General features: G+C 75.4%; 24 protein-coding genes. 14 read left to right on the top strand and 10 right to left on the bottom strand.

Going from position 1 to position 26,626, the window contains the following annotated elements; translation table 11 throughout:
• Window positions 1–44 precede the first annotated feature (44 nt).
• The 5 genes from FB458_RS08495 to FB458_RS08475 all read left to right on the top strand — a co-directional run bounded on the left by FB458_RS08495 (window position 45) and on the right by FB458_RS08475 (window position 8,108).
• Window positions 45–815: an alpha/beta hydrolase gene (locus FB458_RS08495; protein ID WP_141848115.1), complete on the top strand. Its 771-nt coding sequence runs from the start codon at window positions 45–47 to the stop codon at window positions 813–815.
• A 72-nt stretch (window positions 816–887) separates the two neighbouring features.
• On the top strand, window positions 888–4,286 hold the full coding sequence (locus FB458_RS08490; protein ID WP_170185604.1) for a phosphodiester glycosidase family protein: 3,399 nt from the start codon (window positions 888–890) through the stop codon (window positions 4,284–4,286).
• Window positions 4,287–4,324: 38 nt separating this feature from the next.
• Window positions 4,325–5,545, top strand: a complete 1,221-nt coding sequence (locus FB458_RS08485) for an aminotransferase class I/II-fold pyridoxal phosphate-dependent enzyme (RefSeq protein ID WP_246061127.1) — start codon at window positions 4,325–4,327, stop codon at window positions 5,543–5,545.
• 119 nt (window positions 5,546–5,664) lie between these two features.
• The gene (locus FB458_RS08480; RefSeq protein WP_141848113.1) at window positions 5,665–7,137 is read left to right on the top strand and encodes a sensor domain-containing diguanylate cyclase; all 1,473 of its coding nucleotides are present in this window, start codon (window positions 5,665–5,667) and stop codon (window positions 7,135–7,137) included.
• A 161-nt stretch (window positions 7,138–7,298) separates the two neighbouring features.
• Window positions 7,299–8,108: a thioesterase family protein gene (locus FB458_RS08475; RefSeq protein ID WP_425460876.1), complete on the top strand. Its 810-nt coding sequence runs from the start codon at window positions 7,299–7,301 to the stop codon at window positions 8,106–8,108.
• A 60-nt stretch (window positions 8,109–8,168) separates the two neighbouring features.
• Here the strand turns inward: FB458_RS08475 and FB458_RS08470 are convergent, their stop codons facing one another.
• Entirely contained in the window at window positions 8,169–9,239 is a 1,071-nt protein-coding gene (locus FB458_RS08470) for a Gfo/Idh/MocA family protein (protein WP_246061126.1), read from the bottom strand.
• 65 nt (window positions 9,240–9,304) lie between these two features.
• On the opposite strand from FB458_RS08470, the gene FB458_RS08465 reads away from it, so the two are divergent.
• On the top strand, window positions 9,305–10,369 hold the full coding sequence (locus tag FB458_RS08465; RefSeq protein ID WP_141848112.1) for a hypothetical protein: 1,065 nt from the start codon (window positions 9,305–9,307) through the stop codon (window positions 10,367–10,369).
• Here FB458_RS08465 and FB458_RS08460 read toward each other — a convergent pair.
• From FB458_RS08460 to FB458_RS08435, 6 genes are all read right to left on the bottom strand, one after another.
• Window positions 10,348–11,220 carry a nucleotidyltransferase domain-containing protein gene (locus tag FB458_RS08460; RefSeq protein WP_141848111.1) on the bottom strand — a complete coding sequence of 291 codons (873 nt, stop codon included), beginning with the start codon at window positions 11,218–11,220 and terminating at the stop codon, window positions 10,348–10,350. The two genes, FB458_RS08465 and FB458_RS08460, sit on opposite strands and share 22 nt — an antisense overlap.
• A 66-nt stretch (window positions 11,221–11,286) precedes the next feature.
• A complete protein-coding gene (locus FB458_RS08455) occupies window positions 11,287–12,297 on the bottom strand; it encodes an LLM class flavin-dependent oxidoreductase (protein WP_141848110.1) in 1,011 nt (336 codons plus the stop codon).
• Entirely contained in the window at window positions 12,294–12,758 is a 465-nt protein-coding gene (locus tag FB458_RS08450; RefSeq protein ID WP_141848109.1) for an OsmC family protein, read from the bottom strand. Before FB458_RS08450 ends, FB458_RS08455 begins: the two co-directional genes overlap by 4 nt.
• Before the next feature lie 51 nt (window positions 12,759–12,809).
• On the bottom strand, window positions 12,810–13,307 hold the full coding sequence (locus FB458_RS08445) for a MarR family winged helix-turn-helix transcriptional regulator (RefSeq protein WP_141848108.1): 498 nt from the start codon (window positions 13,305–13,307) through the stop codon (window positions 12,810–12,812).
• 78 nt (window positions 13,308–13,385) lie between these two features.
• Window positions 13,386–14,222 carry a GNAT family N-acetyltransferase gene (locus FB458_RS08440; protein ID WP_141848107.1) on the bottom strand — a complete coding sequence of 279 codons (837 nt, stop codon included), beginning with the start codon at window positions 14,220–14,222 and terminating at the stop codon, window positions 13,386–13,388.
• A 60-nt stretch (window positions 14,223–14,282) separates the two neighbouring features.
• Window positions 14,283–15,035: an IclR family transcriptional regulator gene (locus FB458_RS08435; protein WP_141848106.1), complete on the bottom strand. Its 753-nt coding sequence runs from the start codon at window positions 15,033–15,035 to the stop codon at window positions 14,283–14,285.
• Between the two features lie 67 nt (window positions 15,036–15,102).
• Here FB458_RS08435 and FB458_RS08430 point away from each other — a divergent pair, with 67 nt between their 5' ends.
• Window positions 15,103–16,377 carry an MFS transporter gene (locus tag FB458_RS08430; RefSeq protein ID WP_211355974.1) on the top strand — a complete coding sequence of 425 codons (1,275 nt, stop codon included), beginning with the start codon at window positions 15,103–15,105 and terminating at the stop codon, window positions 16,375–16,377.
• A 116-nt stretch (window positions 16,378–16,493) separates the two neighbouring features.
• Window positions 16,494–16,943: a PPOX class F420-dependent oxidoreductase gene (locus tag FB458_RS08425; RefSeq protein ID WP_141848105.1), complete on the top strand. Its 450-nt coding sequence runs from the start codon at window positions 16,494–16,496 to the stop codon at window positions 16,941–16,943.
• 18 nt (window positions 16,944–16,961) lie between these two features.
• On the opposite strand, the gene FB458_RS08420 is transcribed toward FB458_RS08425, so the two are convergent.
• On the bottom strand, window positions 16,962–17,501 hold the full coding sequence (locus tag FB458_RS08420; RefSeq protein ID WP_141848104.1) for a hypothetical protein: 540 nt from the start codon (window positions 17,499–17,501) through the stop codon (window positions 16,962–16,964).
• 306 nt (window positions 17,502–17,807) lie between these two features.
• Here FB458_RS08420 and hutH point away from each other — a divergent pair, with 306 nt between their 5' ends.
• Together hutH and hutU are read left to right on the top strand one after the other, a co-directional pair.
• On the top strand, window positions 17,808–19,403 hold the full coding sequence (gene hutH / locus FB458_RS08415; protein ID WP_141848103.1) for a histidine ammonia-lyase: 1,596 nt from the start codon (window positions 17,808–17,810) through the stop codon (window positions 19,401–19,403).
• Between the two features lie 91 nt (window positions 19,404–19,494).
• A complete protein-coding gene (hutU, locus tag FB458_RS08410; protein ID WP_141848102.1) occupies window positions 19,495–21,174 on the top strand; it encodes a urocanate hydratase in 1,680 nt (559 codons plus the stop codon).
• 255 nt (window positions 21,175–21,429) lie between these two features.
• Here the strand turns inward: hutU and FB458_RS22245 are convergent, their stop codons facing one another.
• Together FB458_RS22245 and FB458_RS08395 are read right to left on the bottom strand one after the other, a co-directional pair.
• A complete protein-coding gene (locus FB458_RS22245; RefSeq protein ID WP_211355973.1) occupies window positions 21,430–21,573 on the bottom strand; it encodes a type II toxin-antitoxin system Phd/YefM family antitoxin in 144 nt (47 codons plus the stop codon).
• Window positions 21,574–21,648: 75 nt separating this feature from the next.
• Window positions 21,649–22,194: an aminoacyl-tRNA deacylase gene (locus tag FB458_RS08395; RefSeq protein ID WP_211355972.1), complete on the bottom strand. Its 546-nt coding sequence runs from the start codon at window positions 22,192–22,194 to the stop codon at window positions 21,649–21,651.
• 23 nt (window positions 22,195–22,217) lie between these two features.
• Here FB458_RS08395 and FB458_RS08390 point away from each other — a divergent pair, with 23 nt between their 5' ends.
• From FB458_RS08390 to FB458_RS08375, 4 genes are read left to right on the top strand one after another with little or no spacing between them, the layout of a single operon-like run.
• Complete coding sequence (locus FB458_RS08390) at window positions 22,218–23,477, top strand: allantoate amidohydrolase (RefSeq protein ID WP_246061125.1); 1,260 nt, start codon at window positions 22,218–22,220, stop codon at window positions 23,475–23,477.
• Complete coding sequence (locus FB458_RS08385) at window positions 23,474–24,832, top strand: formimidoylglutamate deiminase (protein WP_141848099.1); 1,359 nt, start codon at window positions 23,474–23,476, stop codon at window positions 24,830–24,832. Before FB458_RS08390 ends, FB458_RS08385 begins: the two co-directional genes overlap by 4 nt.
• Window positions 24,829–26,025: an imidazolonepropionase gene (gene hutI / locus FB458_RS08380; RefSeq protein ID WP_141848098.1), complete on the top strand. Its 1,197-nt coding sequence runs from the start codon at window positions 24,829–24,831 to the stop codon at window positions 26,023–26,025. Before FB458_RS08385 ends, hutI begins: the two co-directional genes overlap by 4 nt.
• Window positions 26,022–26,624 (top strand): HutD/Ves family protein, encoded by a 603-nt coding sequence (locus tag FB458_RS08375; protein WP_141848097.1) that lies wholly within the window; start codon window positions 26,022–26,024, stop codon window positions 26,622–26,624. Before hutI ends, FB458_RS08375 begins: the two co-directional genes overlap by 4 nt.
• The last annotated feature ends 2 nt before the right edge of the window (window positions 26,625–26,626 follow it).

The following is a 26,626-nucleotide window of genomic DNA, read 5'->3' as shown; positions in this document are numbered from 1 at the left end:
AGACGACGGCGGAGGCGGCCCGGGGTCGCCGTACGGTGGCGGACATGGCCGCAATGACGTGGGAGCTGTTCTCGGACGCGCTGGAGATGGGCACGAGCGTGCGGGTGGTCCTCCCGCAGACGAGCGAGAGCCAGATCGGGGTCGACCAGGAGGAGCGGTCGTCCGGCGAGCTGCCGGTGCTCTACCTCCTGCACGGGCTGTCCGACGACCACTCGGCGTGGACCCGCTACACGAGCATCGAGCGGTACGCCGCCGAGGCCGGCATCGCCGTCGTCATGCCGGCCGCGGGCCGCAGCTTCTACGCCGACGAGGTGCACGGGCAGAAGTGGTGGACCTGGGTCTCCGAGGAGCTGCCGACGATCGTCCGGCGCTACCTGCGGGTGTCGGGGCGCCGCGAGGACACCTGGGTGGCCGGGTTGTCGATGGGCGGGTACGGCGCCCTCAAGCTCGCGCTCACCCACCCCGACCGGTACGCCGGCGCCGCCTGCCTGTCCGGCGCGGTCGACATCCAGGCGCTCGCGCAGCGCCCCGACCGGCTCGTGACGTTCGAGCGGATCTTCGAGGGTGGCCGGCCGACCCCGGACGCCGACCTCTTCGCGCTGCTCGAGCAGGCCGACGCGAGCGCCGTGCCGCCGCTGCACGTCTCGTGCGGCACCGAGGACGCGCTCTTCGCGCACGTCGAGCGGTTCGTCGCCGCCGCCGAGGACAAGGGCCTCGACCTCACCGAGGACTACCGCGCCGGCGGGCACGAATGGGCCCTGTGGGACGCCGTCATCGCCGACGTGATCCGCTGGCTCCCCCGCGCCGCTCCGTGACCCGGCCTCGTTGGTGACTTGTTCACCTTCAAGGTCTTCACAGCGTGAACGAATGACGGCATGCTGCGAGGCGTGCTGCTGCGTCGCCGCCCCGTCGTCCTCACGCTCCTGCCCGCCGCCGCGCTGGTCGGCACGGCCCTCGTGCCGCCCGGCGCCGCACGGGCCGACGTCCCCCCTGCGCCGTCCACCGCGGTCAGCCTCGCGCCGGGCGGCATCCCGCCGACGCAGCAGGAGAGCGACGGCTACGACTTCACCGCCCACGGCGAGGCCCTGGCCACCGTCTCGACCCGCCCGGTCGCGCCCGGCCTGGACCTGACCAGCTACCAGCGTCTCGAGTCCGGCGGCTGGAACCGCGGCACCGTCCTCACCGCCGACCTCACCGAGAAGACCCTCGCGATGGACGTGCGCGACAGCGGGAAGGTGGCCGGCGTCGCGCCGGTCACCCAGCAGATGCAGGACACGGGCGCGGTCGCCGGGATCAACGGCGACTTCTTCGACATCAACGCCAGCGGCGCCCCCGTCGGGATCGCCAAGTCCCGCACCGGGATCGCCAACACCGTGACCGGCACCCGCCCGGCCTTCCAGCTCGTCGGCGGCAGGGCGGTCGTCGGGGCCCTGACCTCCTCGGGCACCCTCACCACCCCCGACGGCTCCGCCCACCCGCTGGCCGGCTTCAACACGCCGCACCTGCCGACCGACGGCATCGGCGTCTACTCGGCCCTCTGGGGCGACACGACCCTCGACTACGCCGTAGGGACACCGGGGTCCGTCCCCGAGCCGGTCGCGCGCGCGACGGTCGTCGGCGGCGTCGTCACCGCCGTCGGCTCCGGGGCCGGCGCACCGGCCGTAACCGAGGGTGGGCAGGTCCTCCTCGGCCGCGACGCCGGCGCCGCGGTCGTCGGCGCGCTGCAGGTCGGCCAGCACGTCGACGTCGAGGTCGGCCTGAGCGAGGACGTCGACCTCGCCCTCTCCGGCGCCGACCAGCTCGTCACCGACGGCGCCGTCGCGTCGGGCATCAGCGACGACGGCCTGCACGCCCGCACCGCGATCGGCGTGGACCGCAGCGGCACCAGGGTCATCGCCCTCACCGTCGACGGCCTGACGACGGCGTCGGTCGGCATGAAGCGCACCGACCTCGCCGTCCTCATGCAGAGCCTCGGTGCCTGGGAAGCGATCAACCTCGACGGTGGCGGCTCGTCGACGATGGTCGCGCGGATCGCCGGCACGACGACCCCGGTCGAGGTCAACACGCCCCAGGACGGCACCGAGCGCCCCGTCTCCAACTCGCTGCTCTTCTTCTCCTCCGCCCAGCCCCAGGGCCGACCGGTGAGCGCGCAGTCCCGACCCGTCAGCACCCGCGCCGGCGCCTACACCGTCCTCACCGGCCTGCACCGGACCGTCTTCGGCTCGGGCGTCGACGCCGCGTACGCCGCCGCCGAGCACGACGGCCGCTTCACCGCCACGAACGGCCGGCTCACCGTCACCCGCGGGCGCGGGGACGAGGCGGTGGCCACAGGACGGCGTACGGGGCCCTCGGGCGTCACCTTCGACGCGGGGCGCGGCCGCACCGCCACCGCCCCGCTCACCGTCCTCGGACCGCTGGACCACCTCGCGGTCGACCGGGCGACGATCCCCTTCACCGGCCGCGACGGCAGCGCCCCCGTCCGGCTGACCGGGTACGACGCCGACGGGCGCCCGTCCCCGGTCGAGCCGCAGGACGTGCGGGTCGAGGCCGAGCCCGGCGTCGTCGTCACACCGGACGGCGCCGACGGCTTCACCATCACCCCTGCGACGGCCAAGGGCACGGCGCTGGTGCGCTTCCAGGTCGGCGACCACTGGGCCGAGACCCAGGTGCTCGTCGGTCTCGACGACGAGACCGTCGCCGGCTTCGCCGACGGCGCGTCGTGGACCGCCGCGAGCGACCGCGCGACCGGCACGGTGACGACGACGACCGGTCCGTCCGGCGAGCCCGGGCTGCGGCTGCAGTACGACTTCACCCGGAGCACCGCGACCCGCGGCATGTACGCCGTCCCACCCGCCCCCATCACCGTCTCCGGGCAGCCGCTCGAGCTGTCGATGTGGGTCAAGGGCGACGGCTCCGGCGCGTGGCCGCGGATCATGGTGGCCAGCGGCGACGGCACCGTCAGCAACCTCGACGGCCCGCTCGTCACGTGGACCGGGTGGCAGCAGGTGACCTTCCCCGTGCCGGCCGGGACGGCGATGCCGTTGACGGTCAGCCGGATCCGCTTCCTCGAGGTCCGCGCCGACACCCAGTACCAGGGTGACGTCTCCGTCGCCGACCTCGTCGCGCACGTCAGCCCGCCGGGCACCGGTGTGACCACGCAGCCCGTGCACGACCCGGTCGTCCTGACCGACGGGACGGTCGCCGACCGACCGCTCCGCGTGGCCGTCCTCTCCGACGGCCAGTTCGTGGCCCGCGACCCGGACGGCGAGCTGCTGCAGTCGGTCCGCGAGCGGCTGCGCGAGATCGTCGCCGCGAAGCCCGACTACCTCGTCATCGACGGCGACCTCGTCGACGAGGCGAGCCCGGCCGATCTCGCGCTGGCCGAGCAGGTCCTCGACGAGGAGGTCGCAGACCGCGTCCCGTGGACCTACGTCCCCGGCAACCACGAGGTCATGGGCGGTCCGATCACGAACTTCGAGGCCGTCTTCGGCCCCGCCCACACGACGCGGCTGCTGAGCGCACCCGGCGGCGGCACCCGCCTCATCACGCTCAACACGAGCTCGCTCACGCTGCACGGCAACGACGACGGCAAGCAGCAGCTGGTCGACCTCGAGGCCCAGCTGCAGCAGGCGGCCACCGACCCGGACACGACCGGCGTGCTCGTCGCGATGCACGTCCCCATGGACGACCCGCTGGCCGACAAGGCGTCACAGCTCACGGACCGTCTGGAGGCGCAGCAGCTGCAGGACCGCCTCGGACGGTTCCGCGCGCAGACCGGCAAGTCCGTGGCCGTCGTCAACGGGCACGTCGGTGTCTTCGACGGCTCGTCGGCGCAGGGCGTCTCCGTCGTCGTCAACGGCAACTCCGGCAAGACGCCCGCCGGCAACGCCGACCACGGCGGCTTCCGCGGCTGGACGATGCTCGGCATCGACCCCGCCCGCGGGATCGTCGGTCGCGCGCCGGAACCCGGCGACCGCACCGCGTGGCTGCAGGCCGAGACCCACCCGGCCGTCGACTCGCTCCAGCTCGCGGTCCCGGCCACCCTCGGCCGTGGCTCGGTCGTCACCCTCTCCCCGACCCTCACCCAGAGCGGCGTGGTCGTCCCCGTCGCGTGGCCGGTGAGCGCGCAGTGGTCGGGCACCGGCGTCGCGTTCGACGAGCACGGCTCCGCCGTCGTCCGGTACGACGCCGCCACCGGCCGCCTGACCGCCCTCCGCGCCGGGACGGCGACCCTCGTCCTCACCGTCAACGGGGTCACGACGAGCGCCACCGTCACCGTGACCTGACCCCTCCCCCGCGACCTGGCGGGGGTTACGGTCGGGCGGTGAGCACGACGCCCGACGCCTCGCCCGCCCACCGGCTCACGGTGGCGACCCGGGCCGCCGTCCCCCCCTTCCACGTCATGGACCTGCTCGCCGCGTCGGCGGCGCGCCAGCGCACCCACGGCGACGTCGTCAACCTGCTCGCCGGCCAGCCGAGCGCGGGCGCGCCGCGCGCGGTGTCGCAGGAGGCGATCCGCCTGCTCCAGGACGGCGGCTCGCTCGGCTACACCCCGTCGACCGGCATCGCGCCGCTGCGCGAGGCCATCGCCGCCCACCACCACCGGTGGAACGGCCTCGACGTCGACCCCGACGACGTCGTCGTGACCACCGGGAGCAGTGGTGGCTTCCTGCTCGCCTTCCTCGCCGCGTTCGAGCACGGCGACCGCGTGGCCATGGCCCGCCCCGGATACCCCTGCTACCGCAACGTCCTCAGCGCCCTCGGCTGCGAGGTCGTCGAGCTGGAGACGGGCCCGGCCAACCGCTTCCAGCCCACCGTCGACCAGGTCGAACGGGCGTGGCGCGAGCACGGGCTCCGCGGGCTCGTCGTCGCCTCCCCCGCCAACCCGACCGGCACGATGCTGCGCCCCGAGGAGCTCGCCGCCCTCGCCGCCTGGTGCGAGGCGCACGGCGTCCAGCTCATCTCCGACGAGATCTACCACGGGATCGAGTACGCCCCCCTCGAGGGCGGCGAGCGGATGGCCCGCTCGGCGTGGGAGACCAGCCGCGAGGCCGTCGTCTTCTCCTCCTTCAGCAAGTACTTCTGCATGACCGGCTGGCGGATCGGCTGGATGCTCGTCCCGCGACGGCTGCGCCGCGCCGTCGAGGTGCTGACGGGGAACTTCACGATCTGCCCGCCGGCGCTGGCCCAGCACGCCGCGCTCGCGGCCTTCTCCGACGCCTCGTACGACGAGCTCGACGGCCACGTCCGCTCGTACGCCGCCAACCGCGCCCTGCTCCTCGAGCGCCTGCCGCGGCTCGGCGTCACCCGGCTCGCCCCGGCCGACGGCGCCTTCTACGTGCACGCCGACATCGGCCACCTCACGGACGACTCGCTGGCCTGGTGCCACGAGACGCTCGACCGCGTCGGGGTCGCCCTCGCGCCGGGCGTCGACTTCGACACCCGGGACGGCGGGCGGGCGGTGCGCCTCAGCTTCGCCGGCTCCCGGGCGGACGTCGAGACGGGGCTCGACCGGCTCTCCGACGTCCTCGCCGGTTGCCCCTGACGAGGTCGCCGACAGGGCGGGACGACCTCGTGGGCGGTGAAGCACGCCAACCCGGAGCCGACCGGACAAAAGTTGCAGGTCGTGCTTATTCTGGCCCGGCTCGCGACGATGGGAGACCCGTGACCCGCACCTCGGCCGACCCCACCGGCTCGACGCCGCCGGGGGCGGGGACGGCCGTCCCCCAGGCCGTGGTCGAGGACGCGCTGCGCGAGTGGGCCGCCCGGGCGGGCCGACTCCCCCAGGTCACGGCCGTCCGGGCCGTCGTCGAGCTGCACGACCAGCCCGACGCGATCGAGGTGACCACCGACGGCGCGGCGTTCGCCGTCGCGGACGGGGCGCCCCGCACCACGAGGACCCGCTGGGGCCGGCAGGTCCCGGCGGCGGCGCTGCAGCGCCACCGCACGCTGAGCGCCCCCGGCGGCGAGGCGATCGGGGACCTGCAGGTGGAGCTGCTGACGGTCGGCGGGGAGGCCCAGTGCCTGCTGGCCGACGTGCTCACCGACGGGCTGACCGGCTCCATCCGGATGCGGCTGGCCGACCGCGACGAGCGCAGCCGCAGCGACCACCTGAGCGGCGTGATGCGGGAGAGCAGCCTCGCGACCGCCACCCTCGATGCCCTCATCGACGAGTCCGTCGTCGCCGTCGGCCTGGTGTCGCTGGAGCTGGCCACCCTGGGTCATGTCACCCGCGCCAACCACCGGCTCCAGCGGCTGTGCGGTCGGACGGCGACGGAGCTGACGACGACGTCGTACCTCGACCTGCTCGAGGGGCCGCAGCGCGGCGTGCAGGAGGCCGGCCTGCGTCGGGCCGTCAACGGCCGGCTCGCCCCGTTCCGGTCCGACGGGCCGATACGGCGGCGGGGTGCGGCCGGACCGCACGTGCGGGTGACGACGACGCCGGTGCTCACCGAGGGGGGCCCTCCCACCGTCGCCACCCTGCAGCTCGTCGTCGTCGACGCGAGCGACGCGCTCACGGGGGCGGGCGGTGTCGAACCGCTCGACGAGCCGGCGGGCTCGACGGGCGTCGTCGACCCGACCCGTTTCGCCGACGTCGTCGCCGAGGCGCAGGACCGGGCCGCCCGCACGCGTCAGGACACCGCCATGTTCGTCGCCCGCGTCGAGGGCCTCGACGACCTCGTCCGCGAGCGAGGACCCGCAGCCGCCGCCGACGTGCAGCGCTTCGTCGCCGAGCGGCTGCGCTCCGCGCTGCGCGCCGACGACGTCATCGGCCGGGTGTCGGAGCACGAGCTGGCCTTCGTCGCCGAGGAGATCGACGTCGGGCAGGCCGAGCTGCTCGCCCAGCGCCTGGGCCGGGCGCTGTCCCTGACGTACGAGGTCGACGGGCGACCCGTGCTGCTCCGGCTCGCGCTCGGGACCGCGATGATGCACCCCCGGCAGACCGGTGCGGACGCCCTCGACCACGCCCGCCGAGCCGCCGACCGGGCGGAGGCCGGTCGGGCCGGGCCCGGTCCGGCGGGGAGCGACGGCGGGGTGCGGGTCCACGTCGACCCGACGCCCGCGGTCCTCGCCCTCGCCGAGGACCAGGCCCGGGCGCCGCGGTTCTACCCGCGCCGACGGCGGCGGTCCGGCTGACCCGGAGGCCACCCGGCCCGCGCCTGTGTGACCGGACACAGGGGACGGGACGGTCCTCCAGGATCGGCGCCGGCCCCCGTACGCTGGGCCGGGTGACCGTGGAGAGCGCAGCACCGGTGCCCGCGCCCGTCGACGACCAGGACCAGGAGCCCGTGCTGACCGTGGTGCCCGACCCGCCGGAGATCCCGGAGGACGAACCGCGGGCCTACTACCGGCGCCTCCCGGGCGGGATCTACGCGCCGACGGTGCACGTCCAGGGCGCCTGGAACGACCACGAGCAGCACATGGCCCCCGTCTCCGGCCTCATGGCCCTGGCCCTCGAGGAGCACGAGGGTCGCGACGACCTGCTCCTCGCGCGGGTGAGCTACGAGATCCTCGGCGTCATCCCGCGCGAGCCCACCGAGATCACCGTGACGACGATCCGCCCGGGCCGCACCATCGAGCTGGTCGAGGCGGTCCTCGTCGCCGGCCACCGTCCCGCCGTGCGCGCCACCGCCTGGTTCATGGCCACCGGCGACACGAGCGCCGTCGCCGGCGGCGGGCCCGAGCCGATGCCGCACCCCGACACCTGGGAGCCCTGGGACGGCGGTGCCGTCTGGCCGGGCGGCTACATCGCCTCGCTCGAGGCGCGCCGCGACCCGGCGACGACGCCCGGGCGGGGCCGCACCTGGCTGCGCACCGACGTCGAGCTCGTCGAGGGGGGCACGCACAGCCCGACCGCCGCCCTCCTCGGGCTCGTCGACACCGCGAACGGCCTCTTCGTGCGGCAGAGCCCGCGCGAGTGGATGTTCCCCAACATCGACCTCACGGTCCACCTGTGGCGACGCCCGGTCGGTGAGTGGGTCGGCTTCGACACGACGGTCGTCTTCGGCGGCGACGGCATCGGCGTGACGAGCACCTGGCTGCACGACGTCGACGGCCCGGTCGGCCGCGCCGAGCAGATCCTCACCGTCCGACCGCTGCGCCCCTGACCCTTCCCGGGCAACGACCCCCACGACGCCCGTACGGCGCCCCGGACGACGCCCGACGGGTCACTCCCCCGGGTAGACGACCCCCACCTGGCGGCGGGCCTCGTCGAGGACGGCCATGACGGCCCGGGAGCCGTCCCACGTCATCCGCTCGCTCTCGCGACGGCCCTCGGCGACGCAGCGGGCGACCTCGGCGACCTCGTACTGGAAGCCGTTGGCCACCTCGGCCCGCCACTCGGCGAGCACCGTACGCCCGCGGTCCGCGGCGCGGACCCGCACGGTCGCCCCCGCCTGGTAGAAGTCCCCGTCGATCTCGATGCTCCCGCGGGTGCCGCTGACCACGGCGGTGGTGGGGGTCTTCGTCCACAGCGTCGTCCCGACGAGGGCGACCACCCGGTCGCGGTGGCCGAGGACCAGACCCACCTGCCCGTCGACCCCGGTCTCGGTGAGGCGGCCCGTCGCCTGCACCGACGCGGGCGTCCCGAGCAGGTCGAGCGCGAACGACACCGGGTAGACGCCGAGGTCGAGCAGCGCGCCGCCGGCGAGGTCGGGGTTCTTCAGCCGGTGGTCGGCGGCGAGGTCGAGGGCCTGCCCGTGGTCGGCCGTCAGGGTGACGACCTCCCCGATCTGCCCGCTCGCGACGAGCCGCCGCACCCACGCGACGTGCGGCAGGTGCCGCGTCCACATCGCCTCCATCGCGAAGCGGTCGTTCCGCTCGGCGGCCGCGAAGATCTCCTCGACCTCGGCGCCGTTGCGCGCCAACGCCTTCTCGACGAGGACGTGCTTGCCCGCCTCGAGCGCGAGGACGGCGTGGTCGCGGTGGGCGCTGTGCGGCGAGGCGACGTACACCGCCTCCACCTCGTCGTCGGCGACGAGCTCCTCGTAGGAGCCGTAGGAACGGGCGACCCCGTGCCGCGCGGCGAAGTCCGCGGCCCGCTCGGCGCTGCGCGACCCGACCGCGACGACGCTGCCGGCCGTGAGCTCCTGCACCGCGTCGGCGAGCTTGTGGGCGATGCCGCCGGGGCCGAGGATCCCCCAGCGCAACGGCGGGGCGGCCATCGGGTCGGGCACCAGGTCGCTGCCGTCGGCGCCCGGGAGGGCGGGGGTGGCGGGGAGGTCGGGCTGGTCGGTCACGGCGGTCCTTCACGGAGTGCGGGCGAAGCGGGACGACGCCGCCGACGGGCTGGCAGGATCGTCAGGTGGACGCCACCGAGTATGTCGGCCGCCGCGCGGAGCGTGCGCTGGGGCTGCTCCCGCTCGCCCTCGTCGTCGCCGCCGCGGTCGGTGCCCTGGCCGGTCTCGTCGCGCTGTGGCGGCTCACGACGCCGACGACGGGGTTCGCGGGCGGCAACGCCGCGGGCAGCCTGTGGGAGCGGGTGACGATGTCCATCGCGAGCGGGTACGACGTCGCCCCGCTCGCGTGGGGGGCGGTCGCCCTCGTCGGGCTGGCGGCGCTCGACCGTGCGTCCTGGCAGGGTCTGCCGGCCACCGGCCCGCGGCTGCGGCGGACCGCCGCGCTCGTCGCGCTGGCGGTGGCCGCGCTGTCCCTCGCCTCGGTCGTCCTCGTCGCCGTCTGGGCGGTCCTGACCCACGGTGAGGTCACCTTCTCCATCGAGGTCCCGGGTGACCAGGACGGCGGGCGCGTGACGACGCAGGTGGGGACGTACCAGACCGACCCCTGGGTCGCCGTCATCCACATCGTCCCGGCGCTCGTCGGCGCCGTCCTCGCCGGGGGCGTCCTCGCCGCGCTGCTCCACCCGGCGCGCGCCGTGGACGCCGTGGACGCCGTGGGTGCCGTGCGACCGGTGGTGGTCGCGGGGCCGGCGGAGACGCGGGCCGCAGGACCCCGGCCGGACGCCTCGACGACCGCCGCGCCGGACGGTGACCTCCCCGACGACGAGCCGCCGGTCGCCGCGCCACCGGCCGACCCCTCCGTCTTCGCCCGCGGGGCGGACGCCACCGGGCGCGCGGAGCGCGGGTCCGGCGGCGCCGCCCGCTTCGCCCGCTCGGTCGCCTCGTCCCCACGACCCGAGCCGGTGCCGTCCGACCCGCTCGAGGGCTGGACCATGGGTCCGGGGACGTCGTCCGACGTCGCCTTCCGGCGGCCCGGGGCGGCGGCCCCGACGTCGAGCCGGTCGCCCGCGTCCGACGGCGCCGAGCCCGACGCGGAGCCGGGGACCGGTGCCGCGACCGGCCCGGCGAGCGGGCCGGGGCCGGGGGTCGCCGTACCGGCGCGCGACCCCTACCGCCGGCCCGGCGCCTGAGGCGTCGTCGGCACCGGTGACCCGCCCTCGACGGCCTCGAAGCCCTCGCCCGGACCGAACGCGTCCTCGTCGGCGGTCATGAGCAGGTCGGTGAAGCGCAGCGCGTCCCGGCGCCGCTGCAGCGGGTTGCGGTAGAGCGAGGGACGGTCCGGCGTGTGCCGGGCGCGCAGGCTCTCCTCCAGCAGCCGGGTCCACTCGGGCTCGGCGACCTGCAGCGCCCACTGCGCGGCCGCGCACGGGGTGAGCACCTCGCCCGTCACGAGGGTGTGGTGCAGCCGGACGACCCCGAGGACGGCCGCGGTCGGCCCGGCGCCGCGCAGGGACTCGCGCCCGCCCCGGGTGAGCAGCACGGCGGCGCCGTCCCACCACGTCGTCCACCGGTCGGCGATCTGGGCGAGGCAGAAGTCGCGCAGCGCGTCCGGGTCGGTCGCGACCGCGGCGGTGCCGACGACGGGCTGGCCGAGGACGGTCAGCCCGTGGTCGGCCAGCTGGTGGTGGACCAGGACGCCGTTCGGTGACGGGGGCCGACGCAGCCGCTCCGTCGTCGTCCACGTCAGGTCGAGCGGCCACTGCGGGTGCGCGGCGGTCGCACGACCGACGACGTCGGCGAGCAGCCGCATCGCGACGGGGTCGGGCTTGGCCCGCAGGACGACGACGAGGTCGAGGTCGCTGACCCCGGGGTGCACGTCGCCGTGGGCGGCCGAGCCGACGAGGTGGACGGCGGTGACCAGGTGCGGCACGGTCGCCGCGAGGTCGTCGAGGAGGTCGTCGACGACCGGCCGGACGGGCGCGGGCACGGCGGCCGGCAGACCGCCGCCGCGGTGCCTCCCGTCATCGCCGCCGACACCCACGACGGCAGGGTACGGCGCCCCGCGGCCCCCGCCCGGGAGCCGCGCGCAGGGTCAGGTCAGGTCGGGTCAGGCCCAGGCCTCGGCGAGCAGCTCGAGGGAGCGCACGCGGTCCTGCACGTCGTACGCGGCCGTGGCGACGATGACCTCGTCGACCCCGGTCGCGTCGACGAAGTCGTCGAGACCGGCGCGGACCTCGGCCGGGGTGCCGACGAAGGAGACCGCGGTCATCTGCTCGACGGCCGCCTTCTCCTGCGGGCTCCAGCCCGCGGTCGGGTCGCCGTCGGTCGGCGGGGGCAGGAGGGCCCGGCGGCCGGTGACGATGCCGCGGACCCGCTGCAGGTGCGAGCCCCAGATGCGCTGCGCCTTCTCGCGGGTGTCGGCGACGACGGCGTTGACGGCGGCCATCGCCCGCGGCGCGGCGAGCGCCCCCGGCCGGGCGTCCGGGTCGGCGGCGCGGAAGCCGGAGCGGTAGACCTCCAGCGCGGACAGGAGCATCCGCGGCGCGAAGTGCGAGGCGAACGCGTAGGGCAGCCCGAGGGCGCCGGCGACCTGCGCCCCGCCGTGGCTCGAGCCCAGCACCCACACCGGGACGTTCGTGCCCTCGCCGGGGACGGCGCGCACGCGGGCGTGCTCGCTGACCGGGCCCAGGTAGTCGATGACCTGGCGGACCTCGGAGCCGAAGTCGACGGCGGCGTCCTCGACCCGGCGCAGCGCGTGCGCGGTGACCGGGTCGGTCCCGGGCGCCCGGCCGAGACCGAGGTCGATCCGCCCGGGGTGCATCGTCTCGAGCGTGCCGAACTGCTCGGCGACGACGAGCGGGGCGTGGTTGGGCAGCATGATCCCGCCGGACCCGACCCGGATCCGCGAGGTGTGGTCGGCGACGTGGCCGACGAGGATCGCGGTGGCCGAGGAGGCGACGCCGGGGAACGAGTGGTGCTCGGCCATCCAGTAGCGGCCGTAGCCCGCGGCCTCCGCGGCCCGCGCCGCGACGACGGTCTCCTCGACGGCCTCGGCGGCCGTGCGGCCCTCGGCGACGGGGACCAGGTCGAGGACGGCGAGCCCGGCGCGCGTGCTCACGCGATCTCCGTCCGGATGTCGGCGCCGAGCATGACGGTGCGGCTGACGGTGCACAGGCGGTCGTGCGACTTCGCGACGATGTCGGGCAGGACGGCGCGCGCCCGGTCGCCGCCCTCGCCCTCGGGGTAGCGGATCCGGAAGGTCACGACGATGTCCTGCAGGTGGTTGCCCTGCTCGTCGGCGACCTTCTCGGCCTCGACCTGGATCTCGAAGTCGTCGGGCTCGGCCCGACGGGCGGTGAGGTGGTCGACATCGACGGCGGTGCAGCCGGCGATGCCGGCGAGCAGCAGCTCGACGGGGGTGAACTCCTCGTCGCCGGCGCCGGACAGGTCGAGGGTGCCGCCACGCTGGTTGACCGCGGTGTAGCGGTTCAGCCCGCGCCGGTGGAGGGTGATGCTGCGGTGCGCCGGCTTCTCCGGGGGGAGCTCGGCCGGACGGTCGGACGGGGTCTCGCCACTCATACCTCGAGCGTACGTCGCCCTCCGCGCGTCACCGCGCGCGCGGGGCCGGGGTCAGAGCCGGCGGCGCGGTCGTTCGCGCTTGGGCTCCTTCTCCAGGACCTCGTCGGTGAACGAGCGCAGGTTGGCGGCGAGGCGGCGCAGCAGCTCGCCGGCCTCCCCGAGCTCCGTGTCGTCGAGGCCGGTGAAGGCGTTGGACATCCAGGAGCGCACCTCGGTGAGCTCCTGCGTCCCGGTCTCGGACAGGGCGATGGTCGCGCGACGGCGGTCGGTCGGGTCGGCGCGCCGCTCGGCGATGCCACGCTTCTCCAGCCGGTCCACGAGCGCCGTCGTCGAGCTCGTCGTGAAGCTCATGGCGGCCGCCAGCTCGCCCTGGCCCATCGGACCGCGGGCGAAGAGGTAGCTGACCGCCTGGGCCTCGTTGACGGTGATGCCCATGTGCAGCGCGGTGGCGAGCCGGTAGTGCTCGCCCGCGAGGATGAGCTCGCGCACGGCGACGACGGCCTCGTCGAGGAGGGCACCCGTCGTCACGGTGTCACCATCGTCGGCCATCCACGTCCCCCTGATGTCGCGGTCATCGAGCGCATTCCTGAGAAAGGTGCGTGCGCGCGAGTATGACACGTCGCGGGCTCAGTCCCCCTCTGCGACACAGGCGGTTGCGACGCGGCGGAAGCCGACCGACGCGTAGACCCGGGCGACCGCGTCGTCCTGGGCGCTGAGGAACACGGTGCCGACGCCCCGCCCGAGCGCGTCCTGCGCCAGCCGCGCGGCGAGGACGCCGGCCAGTCCCCGGCGACGGTACGCCGGGAGCACCGCGAGACCGACGACCTCGCTGGTGTCGCCGTACGGCGTGGGGCGTGGGTTGTGGCTGCCGCCCGCGACCGGGCCGACACCCTCGACCCAGGCACCGGCGAGGAGCGAGCGGCCGGAGCGGATCCCGTCGGCGACGCGCCGTACGGACACGGGGTCGCGGCCCGCCGCCTCGTCGCGCGCCTGCTCGCCCGCCTCGCCGGTCGCGGTGCCGCCGTGGCCGAACCCGACGTCGATCGAGGCCCGGACGAGCGGCAGGTCGGGGTCGTCCGGCTCGACCAGGCGCACGGTCGCGCCGTCGGGCAGGGACGGGGCGGTGGGCGTGCCGTCGAGGACGAGGAGCGGGCACTCCTCGACCCGCAGCCCCGCGGCGCGCGCGGCGGCCAGCAGGTCGGGGGTGACGTCGTGGACCCACTCGAGGGCACGGGGGACGCCGAGCTCGCGCTGCCGCTCGAGGACCGCGCGGACCGCCGCCTCGTCCGTCGGCAGCGGGTCGCCGCCGGTGAGCCGCGGCCGGGCGTAGTACGGCCAGCCCCCGCGCGAGACGAACAGCGTGAACGGCCCGACCTCCTCGGTGTCGGCGTTGCCGCGCGGCGCGGCGTCGTAGTAGCTCTCGAGGTGGGCGAGGACGCCGCGGTCGTCATCGAGGTCGGTCACGAGGGCCCACCCAACCAGCCCGTACGCCGCCCCCGCACCCCCCTTTCGCGGACGCCTCGACTACCCGAGGCGGCGGGCGATCGTGGTCGCGCCGGTGCGGGCGGCGGCGGCGAGCCGGTCGCGTCCGTCGGCGTCGACCTCGTCGGACTCGAAGGTGACCGCGACGGCGGCGAGCGGGTAGCCGGAGCGGTCGCGGACGGCGACCGCCACCGACGACAGCCCCGGCGTGACGCTGTCCTCCTCGACGGCGTGGCCGCGCTGGCGCACCTCGGTGAGCAGCGCGCGCAGGGCGGTGAGCGAGGTCGGGCCGGCGTCGTGGCGTCGTACGAGCGCGGACCGCGACGGGTAGAGCGCGCGGACCTGCGCCGCCGGCAGGTCGGCGAGCATCGCGAGCCCGCTCGCCGTCAGGTGCGCGGGGAGCCGGACGCCGACGTCGGTGACGAGCGGCGGGCGCCGCGGCGCGCGCTCCTCGATGAGGTAGAGCACGTCGGCGCCGTGCAGCACGGCGAAGTGCGCGTTGTGCCGTGTCTCGTCGACGAGACGCGCGACGACCGGCCGGGCGACCCGCTGCAGCGGCGCCTGCCGCGAGTAGGCCGACCCGAGCTCGTACGACGCCACGCCCAGCCCGTAGCGCCGCTCCTCCGGCAGGTGCACGACGAAGCCGCGCTCCTGCAGGACCGTGAGCAGGTGGTACGTCGTGCTGCGCGGCAGCCCCAGCTGCCGGGCCACGCTCGCGGCGGGCAGCGGCTCGGCGTGCCGCGCGAGCAGCGAGAGCACGTCGAGGGCCTGGCCGGCCGCCGGGGCGTTGCTCACGGCGGGCCCTCCTCGCTCACAGTGGGGCAGTCTCGCAGGGTCGGGCCCCGGGTGGCAGCGTGGAGGGGTGAGCGAGCGATCTTCGGCGACGTCCGACGCGACCGCCTTCGCCGGGCACCGCCCGGGGAGCCCGGCCTACCGGCGGCTGAGCATCGCGCTCTTCGCCGCCGGCCTGGCGACCTTCGCCCAGCTCTACTCGACCCAGCCGGTGCTGCCGGACCTCGCGACGGCCTTCTCCCTGTCGCCGGCGACGAGCGCGCTCAGCGTCTCCGCCGCGACGCTGGGGCTGGGGATCGCGCTGCTCGTCGTCGGGCCGGTCACGGAGCGGCGCGGGCGGACGCCGCTCATGCACGCGTCGCTCGCCGCGTCGTCGGTCGTCGGGGTGCTGTGCGCTGTGGCGCCGACGTGGCCGTTGCTGCTCGGGCTGCGGGTGCTCCAGGGCGTCACCCTCGCCGGGCTGTCCGCCGTCGCGATGGCCTACCTGCGCGAGGAGGTGCACCCCGAGGCGCACGGCCGCGCGAGCGGCCTCTACATCGGGGGTACGGCGCTCGGTGGCATGGCCGGGCGACTGCTCGCCAGCGGCGTCGGCGACGTCGCCGGCTGGCGCTGGGCGGTCGGGGCGGTGGCGCTGCTCGGGATTGCCTGCACGGTCGTCGTGCGGCTTCTGCTGCCGGTGTCGCAGGGCTTCGTCCCGGCGCCGGCCGGGCGAGCGGCTCTGTGGGAGAACACCCGTCACGTCCTCGGCGACCGAGCGCTCCTGCTGCTCTACGCGCTGGCGGCGCTGGCGATGGGCGGGTTCGTCGCGACGTACAACGCGCTCGGGTTCCGGTTGGCGGCGGCGCCGTACGGGCTGTCGCTGGGGCTGGCCGGGCTCGTGTTCCTGTCCTACGCGCTGGGCTCGGTGAGCTCGACACTGGCCGGGCGGGCAGCGGACCGGTTCGGGCGGCGGGCCGTCGTGCCGGTCGGCGTCCTCGTGGCGGTCGCGGGGCTGGCGCTGACCCTGGCCGAGCCGCTGTGGCTCGTCGTCGTCGGGGTCGCGGTCGAGACGATCGGCTTCTTCGCCGCCCACGGCGTCGCGAGCGGCTGGGTGTCGGCGCGGGCGCACCTCGGCGGCGGCGGGACCGGGCAGGCGTCGTCCTTCTACCTCTTCGCCTACTACGTGGGCTCGTCCGTCTTCGGCTCGGTGTCGGGGTTGGCGTGGACCAGCGGCGGCTGGGCGCGGGTCGTCACCGTCGTCGGCGGGGTCTTCGTCCTCGCGCTGCTCGTCTCGCTCGCGCTGCGGCGGGTGCCGAGCCTGCTCGAGCCGCGAGGTGGGGCTGCGGGCGACGCGGCGGCCCACTGAGGAGGCGCCGTACCGCCCGGCTGTCAATGGCGCATCACGTGACCGTGATGTCCATCTCTCGACCGGGGCGCCGCGGCCATTGACAGCCGGGCGGTTCGCCCACCTAGCCTGCGGTCATGCGCGACATGACGCGGGACGAGTGGCGGGAGTTCGTGCTCACGGGCACCCGGACGGGGAAGATCGCGGTGGTCCGTAAGGACGGGCAGCCGCTGGTCACCCCCATCTGGTTCCTCCTCGACGAGGGTGAGGAGGACGGGACGCCGTACGACGAGCTCGTGTTCACCACCCACGAGTCCGGCGCCAAGGCGAGGATCATCCGCCGCGACCCGCGGGTGTGCGTCCTCGTCGACGACCAGGCGCCGCCGTACTCCTACGTGCAGCTGCAGGGCGAGGCGCGGCTCAGCGAGGACCTCGACGAGCTCAGGACCTGGGCGACGAGGCTCGGCGCGCGCTACATGGGCGAGGACGTCGCCGAGGCGTTCGGCGAGCGCAACGCCGTGCCCGGCGAGTCGCTCGTGCGGATGCGGATCACCCGCGTCGTCGCGCTCGCCGACGTGTCCGACTGACCCCCTCCCGCCCGCCGGTCACGCCGTACCGACCGTCGCGGAGCTCGGGCGCGTGGCGTCCGCGGTCATGAGCCCGAGCATGACGACTCCGGCGACCACGGCCGCCGTGGCAGCGGCGACCGCCCCCACCACGACGCCGACCACCACCCCGGCCACCCCGACCCCGACCAGGGACCACCCGAGCACCCGGAAGAACGGCGCGCCGAACGCGGACGCGAACGGCACGAAGTGCGCCCCCACCCCCGCGACGATGACGGCCGGCAGCAGCTGCGGCCGGTCGAGCGCGTCGAGGACGCCCCGCCCGACGCTGAAGAGGATGAGCATGGCCGCGACGGACGCGGCGTACACCAGGTTGGCTCGCGCCGGCGGCCTCTCCACGGCCGGCAGGTGTCGGGGGCGCAGCAGCACCGACCAGACCCACAGCGCGACCGCGCCGACCCACACGACGACGGCGACGACGGGCCACGGCTCCGGGAGCACCGAGCGGTTCGCGTGGACGAACGTCGTCGCGCCCACGGCACCGATGACCGCACCGAGCACGTACGGGTGCAGAGGCATCCGGATCCCCCTGCGGACCTCCCGACCGGTGGGTGCGTCGCTCGGCGGTGCGGACGAGGGCGCCGGGGCGCCGTCCGGCTCGGGGGGTGGGGTCGACACGATCTCGGGTCCTCTCGGGTGGGTGGGCCCCCAGTCTCCGGCCCCACGGAACCGAGCCCCCGGGTGGGCGTCACCCCTGCGGTGTGACATCCGTCAGGACCCTGGCCGTGACGCGCCCGGGGCCACCGAGGGACTGCGTCTCGGATCCGAGACACAATCGCCGTCCACGGCCGCCCGGGCGCGCTGGCGGCCCGGTGTGATGTCCGTATGACGTCCTCGACCCTGCACCCCGCGCCGGCGGCGACCGCCACCACCGAGACCCCGACCGTCGTGCGGGTCGGCACCGGCCCGCTCTCGCCGGAGGACGTCGTCGCCGTCGCCCGGCACGACGCCCGCGTCGAGCTCACCCAGGAGTCCCTCGACGCGATGGCCGCGAGCCGTGCCGTCATCGAGGCGCTCGCCGACGACCCGCAGCCGCACTACGGCGTCTCGACCGGGTTCGGCGCGCTCGCCACCACGCACATCCCGACCGAGCTGCGCGCCCAGCTGCAGCGCAGCCTCGTCCGCTCGCACGCGGCCGGCTCCGGTCCCGAGGTCGAGCGCGAGGTCGTCCGCGCGCTCATGCTGCTGCGCCTGTCGACGCTCGCCACCGGCCGCACCGGCGTGCGGCCCGTCGTCGTGACGACGTACGCCGCCCTGCTCAACGCCTCCATCACGCCGGTCGTCCACGAGTACGGCTCGCTCGGCTGCTCCGGCGACCTCGCGCCGCTGGCCCACTGCGCCCTCGCGACGATGGGTGAGGGCCCGGTCCGCACCCGCGACGGCGAGCTCACGGACGCCGCGACCGCGTTGCGGGACAGCGGGATCGAGCCGCTCGCCCTCGCCGAGAAGGAGGGCCTGGCCCTCATCAACGGCACCGACGGGATGCTCGGCATGCTCGTCCTCGCCCTCGCCGACCTGCGGATGCTCCTCACGACCGCCGACGTCTCCGCCGCGATGAGCGTCGAGGGCCTGCTCGGCACCGACGACGTCTTCGCCGCCGACCTGCACGCGCTGCGCCCCCAGGTCGGCCAGGGCGCGTCGGCGGCCAACCTGCGAGCGGTGCTGCGGGACAGCCCGATCCGCGAGTCGCACCGCACCGAGGCGTGCACCCGCGTCCAGGACGCCTACTCGCTGCGCTGCGCCCCGCAGGTGCACGGCGGCGCCCGCGACACCGTCGACCACGCCGCCCGCGTCGCCGGCGCCGAGCTCGCGTCGGCCGTCGACAACCCCGTCGTCACCCCGGACGGCCGGGTCGAGAGCAACGGCAACTTCCACGGCGCCCCGGTCGCCTACGTGCTCGACTTCCTCGCCATCGTCGCCGCGGACGTCGCGAGCATGAGCGAGCGTCGTACGGACCGCTTCCTCGACGTCGCCCGCAACCACGGGCTGCCGCCGTTCCTCGCCGACGACCCCGGCGTCGACTCCGGCCACATGATCGCGCAGTACACCCAGGCCGCGATCGTCTCGGAGCTGAAGCGGCTCGCCGTCCCCTCCAGCGTCGACTCGATCCCGAGCAGCGCCATGCAGGAGGACCACGTCTCGATGGGCTGGTCGGGCGCCCGCAAGCTGCGCCGCAGCGTCGACGGCCTGACCCGCGTCCTCGCCGTCGAGGTCCTCACCGCCGCCCGCGGGATCCGGCTGCGCGCGCCGCTCACCCCGGCCCCGGCCACCGGCGCGGTCGTCGACCTGCTCGACGCCCACGAGGCCGCGGCTCCCGGCACCGACCGCTTCCTCTCCCCCGAGATCGAGCGCGTCGTCGAGCTCGTCCGCTCCGGCGCCGTCGTCGCCGCCGCCTCGGCCCACACCGGCCCCCTCCTGTAGACCACCGGGCACAGGAAACCCCACGTCCTCGTCACAGCCCACCGCCGGAAACGCAGGGTTCCCTGTGTCCGGACGACCGAAAGGCACCTCCATGGAAGGCTCCCGCCCCGTCCGCGCCCCCCGCGGCACGCAGCTCACCGCGAAGTCCTGGTCCACCGAGGCCCCGCTGCGGATGCTCATGAACAACCTCGACCCCGAGGTCGCCGAGCGCCCCGACGACCTCGTCGTCTACGGCGGCACCGGCCGCGCCGCCCGGTCCTGGGCCGCGTTCGACGCCATCGTCGCGACGCTGAAGGACCTCGAGCCCGACGAGACGCTGCTCGTCCAGTCCGGCAAGCCGGTCGGCGTCTTCCGCACCCACGAGTGGGCGCCGCGCGTGCTCATCGCCAACTCCAACCTCGTCGGCGACTGGGCGACGTGGCCGCACTTCCGCAAGCTCGAGGCCGAGGGCCTGATGATGTACGGCCAGATGACGGCCGGCTCGTGGATCTACATCGGCACCCAGGGGATCCTCCAGGGCACCTTCGAGACCTTCGCCGCGGTGGCGGCCAAGCTCGCCGTACGGCGTGGCGAGCCCGCCGAGGGCGCGACCCTCGCCGGCACCCTCACGGTCACCGCCGGGTGCGGCGGCATGGGCGGCGCCCAGCCGCTCGCCGTCACCCTCAACGGCGGTGCGTGCCTGGTCATCGACGTCGACCGCACCCGTCTCGAGCGCCGCGCCGGCAAGCGCTACCTCGACGTCGTCGCCGACGACCTCGACCACGCTCTCGAGCTCGTCCTCGCCGCCAAGGACGAGCGCCGCGCCCTGTCCGTCGGCGTCGTCGGCAACGCCGCCCTGGTCCTGCCCGAGCTGCTGCGCCGCGACGTCCCGGTCGACGTCGTCACCGACCAGACCAGCGCGCACGACCCGCTGTCCTACCTGCCCGACGACGTCGACTTCGGCGACTGGCACGAGTACGCCGACCAGAAGCCGGACGAGTTCACCGACCTCGCGCGCAAGGCCATGGCCAAGCACGTCGAGGCGATGGTCGGCTTCATGGACAAGGGCGCCGAGGTCTTCGACTACGGCAACTCGATCCGCGACGAGGCCCGCTCCGGCGGCTACGAGCGCGCCTTCGACTTCCCCGGGTTCGTCCCGGCCTACATCCGGCCGCTCTTCTGCGAGGGCCTCGGACCGTTCCGTTGGGTCGCCCTCTCGGGCGACCCCGAGGACATCGCCGTCACCGACGCCGCCCTCAAGGAGCTCTTCCCCGAGAACGCGCACCTGCACCGCTGGCTCGACGCGGCCGCCGAGCACGTCGAGTTCGAGGGGCTGCCGGCGCGGATCTGCTGGCTCGGGTACGGCGAGCGCGCGAAGGCCGGGCTGCTGTTCAACCGGCTCGTCGCCGAGGGCAGGGTCAAGGCGCCGATCGTCATCGGCCGCGACCACCTCGACTCCGGCTCCGTCGCGTCGCCGTACCGCGAGACCGAGGCGATGGAGGACGGCTCGGACGCCGTCGCCGACTGGCCGCTGCTCAACGCCCTGGTCAACACCAGCTCGGGCGCGACGTGGGTCTCGATCCACCACGGCGGCGGCGTCGGCATCGGCCGCTCCATCCACGCCGGCCAGGTCTCCGTCGCCGACGGCACCGAGCTCGCCGCGCAGAAGCTCGAGCGGCTGCTGACCAACGACCCCGGGATGGGCGTCATCCGGCACGTCGACGCCGGCTACGACCGCGCCGTCGACGTCGCCCACGAGCGCGGGGTGCGCATCCCCATGGAGAGCGCCTGACCGACGGTCGGCGACCCCAGACGGGTCAGACCCGCTGCACCACGAGCTCCGACAGGTCACTCAGGACGTCGACGTCGGCGTCCTGAGTGACCACGGGGGCCGCGAGCGCCAGAGCGGTAGCCAGGATCCAGAGGTCGGTCGTCATTCCAGAGGACCGAGGTCGTCGTCCAGGGCCGCGAGCTCCGCGAGCTCGTCAGCCAGCGCGAGATCGACCTGTGACCGCGAGATGCTCTCGATGAGGGTCGCCTTCGGAGTTCACCGAGGCCGGCTGGCCGTGAGCGGGCTGAGCGCCGCCACGGCCTCACCGTTGACCGTGATCTCGATCAGCTCGCCCGCCGCGGCTCGGCGCAGTACACCCTCGGTGTCCTTCCGCAGCTCGCGAGAGGTCGCTCGGGTCATGCGACATCCGTAGGGCGTCATCGACAACCCCAGAAGAGGAGAGACGACGACATGTGGACGAGGAGCCGTCCCGCCTCAGCCGCGGGCGCCGCCCGCGGTCGCGTCGACCGGCACGTCGTCGTCGGCGACATCCGCGACCTGCGCGTCGAGGACCCGCACGAGGTCGTCACCGGACACGGTGACGGCCACGCCGTGCGCCCCGGCGCCGAGGCTGACCTGGCGGCCGCGGACCGAGAGGTCGGCGACGACCGGCCACGCCGTGCTCGAGCCGAACGGCGTGATCGTGCCGCGCACGTAGCCGGTCGCGGCGAAGGCGCCGTCCGCGTCCGGCATCGACAGCCGGCTGGTCCCGAGCAGGGCCCGCAGCTTGGCCCACGAGAAGCGCCGGTCACCCGGCACGAGGACGAGCAGGAAGTCGTCCTCCCCGCGGCGCACGACGAGCGTCTTGACGATGTCGTGCGGCCGCACCCCGCGCTGCGCCGCCGCCTCCTCCAGGGAGGACACCGGGCCGTGCCGGGTGACGACGTACGGGATCCCTGTCGCCTCGACCGCGGCGAGCGCCCGGCGCTCGCCGTCGCTGGGAGTAGCGGGGGAGTCGGCACCACCGGATGGCTGCGTCACGCACCACAGCCTAGGTTGGTCCGGTGAGCACCACGCCCGCCGCGGCGGCCCCGACCCGGTCGTTCGACCGCCTGTGGGACGACCTGCTGCCCGTCGGGCGCGACGCCGGCACCGGCGGCTACCGCCGCTACGCGTGGACGCCGCAGGACGCGCAGCTGCGCGAGTGGTTCACCGGCGAGTGCGCCTCCCGCGGCCTCGACGTCGTGGAGGACCGCGCCGGCAACCTGTGGGGCTGGTGGGGTGACCCGGACGCCGCCGTGGCCGCCGGCCGTCCCGGCGTCGTCGTCGGCTCGCACCTCGACTCCGTCCCCGACGGCGGGGCGTACGACGGCCCGCTCGGCGTCGTCTCCGCCCTCGCCGCCGTCGACGCGCTCCGCGCGCAGGGCCACGAGCCGGCCGTACCCATCGGCGTGGCCTGCTTCGGCGACGAGGAGGGCGCCCGCTTCGGCATCGCCTGCGCCGGGTCGCGGCTGCTCACCGGGCAGCTGACCCCCGACCGCGCGCTCGCCCTGCGCGACGCCGACGGCGTGACGATGGCGCAGGCGCTGGACGGCGCCGGCCGCGACCCGCGGCACCTCGGCCGCGACGAGGAGGCCCTCGCCCGGGTCGGCACCTTCGTCGAGCTGCACGTCGAGCAGGGCCGCGCCCTCGCCGACGCGGACCGCTACGACCAGACCCGCTCCGCCGTCGCCGTCGGCTCCGACATCTGGCCGCACGGCCGCTGGCGGCTCGAGGTCCCCGGCCGGGCCGACCACGCCGGCACCACCCGGCTTGACGACCGCGACGACGCGATGCTCACCTGGGCCGGTCTCGTCCTCGACGTGCGCCGTCTCGCGCAGCAGCACGGGTGCGTCGCGACGAACGGCAAGGTCCGCGTCGAGCCCGGCGGGGTCAACGCGATCCCGTCGAGGGTCACCGGCTGGCTCGACGCGCGGGGCGCCGACGAGGACGCCGTACGGCGTCTCGTGGACGAGATCGCCGCCCGGGCGGCGGCCGTGCGCACCCCCATGGAGCAGGAGTCGTGGACCCCGACGACCCGCTTCGACACAGGACTGGTCGCCCACCTCGCCGGGCTGCTCGGCGACGCCCCGGTGCTCGGCACCGGCGCCGGCCACGACGCCGGGATCCTTGCCCAGGACGGCAGACGGACGGCGATGCTGTTCGTGCGCAACCCGACCGGGACGTCGCACTCCCCCGACGAGCACGCCGAGCGCGACGACTGCCACGCCGGCGTCGCCGCGCTGGCGACCGTCCTCGCCGACCTCACGGGGGCCGAGGCATGAGCTCGACGACGTACTTCGCCGAGCACGCGCTGCTGCCCGCCGGCGCCGCCGTCGGCGTCCGGGTGCACGTCGAGGGCGACCGGATCACCGAGGTGAGCACCAACCAGCACCTGCACCACGACGACGTCGTCCTGCCCGGCGTGCTGCTCCCCGGCCTCGCCAACACGCACAGCCACGCCTTCCACCGCGCGCTGCGCGGCCGCTCGCAGGGCAGCCACGGCAGCTTCTGGACGTGGCGCCAGCAGATGTACGACGTCGCGCTGCGCCTCTCCCCCGACACCTACCTCGCGCTCGCCCGGGCGACGTACGCCGAGATGGTCCTGTCGGGGATGACCGCCGTCGGCGAGTTCCACTACGTGCACCACACCCCCGTCGGGCGCCCCTACGCCGACCCGCACGCGATGGGCGAGGCGCTCGTGCACGCCGCGTCCGACGCGGGGATCCGGCTGACGCTGCTCGACACGCTCTACCTCACCGGCGGCCTCACCGGCGAGGGGCACGTGCCCCTCGAGGAGGAGCAGCGGCGCTTCACCGACGGCAGCGTCGACGCCTGGGCCGCCCGGCTCGCCGGCCGCCGCGAGGTCCTGGGGAGCAGGCCCGGGGTGACCCTCGGCGCCGCCGTCCACTCGGTGCGCGCCGTCCCCCGCGAGGATCTGCGCGCCGCCGCCACAGCGGTCGACGCGGTCGACGCCGGCATGCCCGTGCACGTGCACCTCTCGGAGCAGCCGGCCGAGAACGTCGCGACGTCGGTCCACTACGGGCGCACGCCGACCGAGCTGCTCGACGAGGCCGGGCTGCTGCGCCCGACGCTCACCGCCGTCCACGCCACCCACCTCACCGAGCGGGACATCGCGCTGCTCGGCGACGCGGAGACGATGGCCTCCTTCTGCCCGACGACCGAGCGCGACCTCGCGGACGGGATCGGCCCGGCGCGCGCCCTCGCCGACGCCGGCGCGCACCTCACCCTCGGCTCGGACCAGCACGCGGTCATCGACCCGTTCGAGGAGATCCGCGGGCTCGAGATGCACGAGCGCCTCGCCACCAACGAGCGCGGCCGGTTCAGCCCCGAGGAGCTGCTCGACGCGGCCTCGGTCGACGGCTACCGCTCGCTCGGCGTCGAGGACGGCGGCGCCATCGCCCCCGGGCGGCTCGCCGACTTCGTCGCCGTCCGCGACGACACCGTCCGCACCATGGGCGCCCGGCCCGCGCAGATCCTGTACTGCGCCACCGCCGCCGACGTCGACACCGTCGTCGTCGGCGGCCACGTCGTCGTCGACCGCGGCGAGCACGTCCGGCTCGGCCCCGTCGGGCCGCTCTACCGGGACGCGTTCGACCTGCTGCGGGACGACCTGTGACCCTCCTCGTCACCGGCATCGGCGAGCTGACGACGCTCGACGAGGCCCGCACCAGCGGCACCGACCCGCTCGGGCTGCTCGCCGACGCCGCCGTCGTCGTCGAGGACGACGGGGCGGTCGCCTGGGTCGGTGCCGCGTCCGACGCGCCGGCGGCCGACGAGGTCCTCGACGTCGACGGCCGCGCGGTCCTCCCGGCCTTCGTCGACAGCCACACCCACCTCGTCTTCGCCGGCGACCGGGCGGCCGAGTTCGAGGCCCGGATGGCCGGGACGCCGTACGACGGCGGTGGGATCGCCACCACGGTCGCCGCCACCGCCGCGGCGGGCGACGACGAGCTGCGGGCGCTGCTCGCCGTGCGCGTCGCCGAGCTGCGCGCCCAGGGCACGGGCGCGGTCGAGATCAAGTCGGGCTACGGCCTCGACCTCGCCGCTGAGACGCGGCTGCTGCGGCTGGCCGCCGAGGTCACCGACGAGGTGACCTTCCTCGGCGCGCACGTCGTCCCGCCCGCCTACGCCGGTCGGCGCGAGGAGTACGTCGCCCTGGTGACGGGCCCGATGCTGGCCGCCGCGACGCCGTACGCCCGCTGGGCCGACGTCTTCTGCGAGCCGGGCAGCGCGCACGCCTTCGACGGCGACGAGTCGCGCACCGTGCTGGAGGCCGCCCGCGACGCCGGGCTCGGGCTGCGCGTCCACGGCGGCCAGCTCGGCCCCGGGCCGGGGGTGCGGCTGGCCGTCGAGCTCGGCGCGGCCGCGGTCGACCACTGCACCTACCTCACCGACGCGGACGTCGACGCCCTCGCCGGCAGCGACACCGTCGCCACGCTGCTTCCCGGGGTCGAGTTCTCGACCCGCTCGCCGTACCCGGACGCGCGCGGGCTGCTCGACGCCGGCGTGTCGATCGCCGTCGCCACCGACTGCAACCCGGGCACGTGCAGCTCGTCGTCGATGCCGTTCGTCATCGCCCTCGCCGTCCGCGAGATGGGGCTGACCCCGGCCGAGGCCGTGCGGGCCGCGACCCTCGGTGGGGCGACCGCGCTGCGCCGCCCCGACCTCGGGCGGGTCACCGTCGGGGCGAGGCCGGGTCTGACGGTGCTCGACGCACCGTCGTACCGGCACCTGGCCTATCGTCCTGGTGTGCCTCTCGCCCGGACCCTTTCCGCGACCCTGCCCGCCCTCCCCGGGGGTCGTTCGTGAACGGCACCCCCACCGACCGGCTGGGCGTCGAGCGGTTCGCCGACAAGGCGCCGCGGCCGTGGAACAACGGCCACGGCTCGACCCGTGAGCTGGCCCGCCGGCTGCTCGGCGTCGTCGGCCCCGACTTCGTCTGGCGGATCAGCGTCGCCGAGGTCACCGACGAGGTCGAGCTGTCGACCTTCCACGGCGTGCAGCGGACCGTCATGCCGGTCCACGGAGGCGGGATGACCCTCGACGTCGACGGCGTGGCGCACACGGTGGCGCCCTTCGAGACGTTCCGCTTCGACGCGGAGGCACGGGTGTTCGCCCGGCCCGACGACGGCGCGGTGCAGATCCTCAACGTCATGACCAAGAGCGCCCGGATGGTCGCGCACATCGACGTCGTCGACCTGCGTGTGGGGGCGCACAGCATCGCCGGGGCGACGAGCTGGGTGCAGCTGACCGGGTCGGCGTCCGTCCACACGACCGACGACCGGCAGGCCGACCTGGCCCCGCTCGACACCCTGGTGCCCCGGCCGCGGGTGAGGGTCCTGCACGGCACCGGTCGCGGCGCCGTCGTGCGGATGACCAACTACCGCGCGTACCACGCGACGGCCTGACG

Origin of the sequence: Lapillicoccus jejuensis, assembly GCF_006715055.1 — a bacterium.
Classification (GTDB): domain Bacteria; phylum Actinomycetota; class Actinomycetes; order Actinomycetales; family Dermatophilaceae; genus Lapillicoccus; species Lapillicoccus jejuensis.
This window is presented reverse-complemented; position numbering and strand designations above follow the sequence as displayed.